The organism is Achromobacter sp. D7-1 (assembly GCF_059760445.1).
This window is the reverse complement of record NZ_JCBAMT010000162.1, coordinates 1-3,115: the sequence shown is the minus strand read 5'-3', so window position 1 is coordinate 3,115 and position 3,115 is coordinate 1. Positions and strand designations below refer to the sequence as shown.

General features: G+C 63.6%; 2 protein-coding genes. One reads left to right on the top strand and one right to left on the bottom strand.

Translation table 11 applies throughout. The features are described from left to right. Positions 1 to 55: 55 nt before the first annotated feature. Positions 56 to 1,528, bottom strand: a complete 1,473-nt coding sequence (locus tag AC6LKD_RS32530; protein WP_498118539.1) for a YdgA family protein — start codon at positions 1,526 to 1,528, stop codon at positions 56 to 58. A 303-nt stretch (positions 1,529 to 1,831) separates the two neighbouring features. Here AC6LKD_RS32530 and AC6LKD_RS32525 point away from each other — a divergent pair. Further along, the coding region (locus tag AC6LKD_RS32525; RefSeq protein WP_498118538.1) for a DEAD/DEAH box helicase at positions 1,832 to 3,115 on the top strand (1,284 nt) is incomplete at its 3' end.

The following is a 3,115-nucleotide window of genomic DNA, read 5'->3' as shown; positions in this document are numbered from 1 at the left end:
GCCGCGCCCAGGGCGCGGCGGCCTTCGATACCTGCCGGTGCGTGATGCGTCCGGCTTAGCGGGCGCCGCCCATCGCGCCGCTCATGACCATCATCAGGAACTGCTCAACCGGCATCTTCTTGCCGTTGAAGTCGACCTGGCCGTCGGCGTAGTTCAGGTAGGTCACGATGTTGTTGTTTTCAACCTTGGCCATGCCCATGGCGGTAGCCATGGTGCCGACCATTTCAGCCTGGCCCTTGGCGGTCTGCTGAGCCTGCTCGGCCGGCACGCCGCGCACCTGGGGTTCGATCGCCATCAGGTCGCTCAGGTTGCCCTTGGACAGCACCAGCTTGGCGTTGAGCTTGCGGATCGCCTGCTTCAGCGTGTCGGCAAACTCACCGTCCAGCGATGCCGGCTTGGCCATGTCCAGGTCCAGGTTGAAGGTCGACGTGCCGTTGGCGGTACGCACTTCCAGCGGCGACACGGCCAGCGTCGGGTTGCCGGCCAGCAGCAAGTCGACGTTGGTCTTGACGACCTGCATTTCTTCGTCCGTGAACTGGGGCGACTGCTCTTCGCCCTTGCTCTGCATCATGCGGCGCGAAGCGGCTTCATAAACGTCGTTCAGCGCCTTGAAGGCCTTCGAATCCAGCTTCTGCGCGTCCAGCACCAGCTTCACGCCGGCCATGTCCTTTTCCTGCACGTTGATCATGCCGAAATCCATGGCCATCTTCACGCCCATGAGCGAGTTGGCTTCGGTCATGTCGACGGTGATGGCGGTGTCCTTGAGCTGGACCGGCGGCTTTTCCTTGGACGTGATGGTCCAGTTCTTGAGCGCGACCTTCTGGCTGCCCACGTACATGTCGTTCGAGGCCGGCGTCATGTCGCTGGTCAGGGTCAGGCCGGTCATGGCCATGCTGACGATGTCGCTTTCTTCGGACTGGCCGGCCAGCGTCAGGCTGTCGGCCTTCAGCGCGACCGTGCCGTGCTTGCTGCCGGTGGCGTAGGTCACGTCGCCCTTCATGCCCGAGAACTTCAGGCTGTTGGCGTCCTTGGCGAACTCGACCGGCGCCATGTCGAAGTTGCCGCTGATGTTCTTGGCGTAGCTGACGCTATAGGCGCCGGACAGCGGCACCGCGCCCTTGGCGGCGGCGAACCATTCCTTGACCAGGGGCGTCTCTTCCAGCTGGAAGCGGCTGGCAACCATAGCCGGCGCGAACGAACCGGACTTCAGGTTCGACAGCGGGAAAGGACCGTGATCCAGGTGCTCGACGAACACGATTTCGTGTTCGATGGCCGGCTTGCCATCGGCGGCGGGCTCGGTGACCTTCACGCGATAGCGCTCGGTGGACGTGAACACGCCACGCTCGAACGAGACTAGCTCAACGACGGGGGTCACACCCCATTTTTCGCCAACCTTCTTCAGTTCAAGGTTGGCCTGCTCGATCGATTGCTTGACGAAAGCCTCGGCCTTCTGGCCCGTATACCAAGCCGTGCCGGTCCACACTGCGCCCAGCGCGACGACTACGCCCACTATTGCCGATTTTTTCATTGCGATCCTTTATTCTTCAAATGGATGAAAGCGGACGGATTATAGGGATTGCAGCCTAGGGAAAACACTTATTTAGTGCAAAGGCGCTGCAATGTGTTGCTTATTGATACAGAACCGTCCCGGCCAGCAGGTGCTGCAACGCCACATCAGCTACAATCCGCCAGTGCGTTTTGCCAATCTGCGCACGTCCGCTAGGCCCTTCGCTGCCAAGCTTCGCCCATCAGGGCGCTTCCCTTTCTCCTTTATTCGTCCGCCTGGATTGGAGTCTCTCAACTTGAGCGACGGGCTGCCGCTGGAGTTGTTTTGACTACCTCTACCCCTTTTGCCGACCTTGGGCTGGCTGATTCCTTGTTGCGCGCCATTGCCGAAACCGGCTACACCGCGCCCACGCCCATCCAAGCCCAGGCCATTCCCCAGGTGCTCAAGGGTGGCGACCTGCTCGCCGCCGCCCAGACCGGCACCGGCAAGACCGCCGGCTTCACGCTGCCCATCCTGCACCTGCTGATGCAGAAAAAGCCCGAGCTGCGCAAGCCCGGCCGCCCGCGCTGCCTGATCCTGACCCCGACGCGTGAATTGACCGCGCAGGTCGAAGAATCGGTGCAGACCTACGGCAAGTACACCCCGCTGAACTCCATGGTGATGTTCGGCGGCGTCAATATCAATCCCCAGATCTCCGCGCTGCGCAAGCCGCTGGACATTCTGGTGGCCACCCCCGGGCGTCTGCTGGACCACTGCGGCCAGAAGACCGTGGACCTGTCCGGCGTCGAGATCCTGGTGCTGGATGAAGCCGACCGCATGCTGGACATGGGCTTCATCCGCGACATCCGCAAGATCCTCGCGCTGCTGCCCAAGCAACGTCAGAACCTGCTGTTCTCGGCCACCTTCTCCGACGAGATCCGCACCCTGGCGCGCGGCGTGCTGAACAACCCGGGCGAAGTCTCGGTCACCCCGCGCAACACCGCCACCGAGCTGGTCACCCAGACCGTGCACATGGTGGAACAGCACCACAAGCGCGACCTCATCAGCCACATCATCCGCGAAAGCGGCTGGCACCAGGTGCTGGTGTTCACCCGCACCAAGCACGGCGCCAACCGCCTGGCCGAAAAGCTGGTCAAGGACGGCCTGACCGCCGCCGCCATCCACGGCAACAAGAGCCAATCGGCCCGCACCCGCGCGCTGGCCGGCTTCAAGGACAGCACCGTGACGGTGCTGGTGGCGACCGACATCGCCGCCCGCGGCCTGGACATCGACCAGCTGCCCCAGGTGGTCAACTTCGAACTGCCCAATGTGCCTGAAGACTACGTGCACCGCATCGGCCGCACCGGCCGCGCCGGCGCCACCGGCGCCGCGGTCTCGCTGGTCGACAACAGCGAAATCAAGCTGCTGAAGGACATCGAGCGCCTGATCAAGAAGACCATCGAGCGCAAGCCCGTGGAAGGCTGGACCCCGCCCGCCACCAGCGCCGCGGCTTTCGACCGCCAGGAACGCGATGAAGACAACCGCAGCCCGCGCGGCGGCGGCGGCCGCAATGGCGGCCGTGGCGGCAACGGCAATGGCGGCCGCTCGCGTCCGGCACAAGGCCAGGGT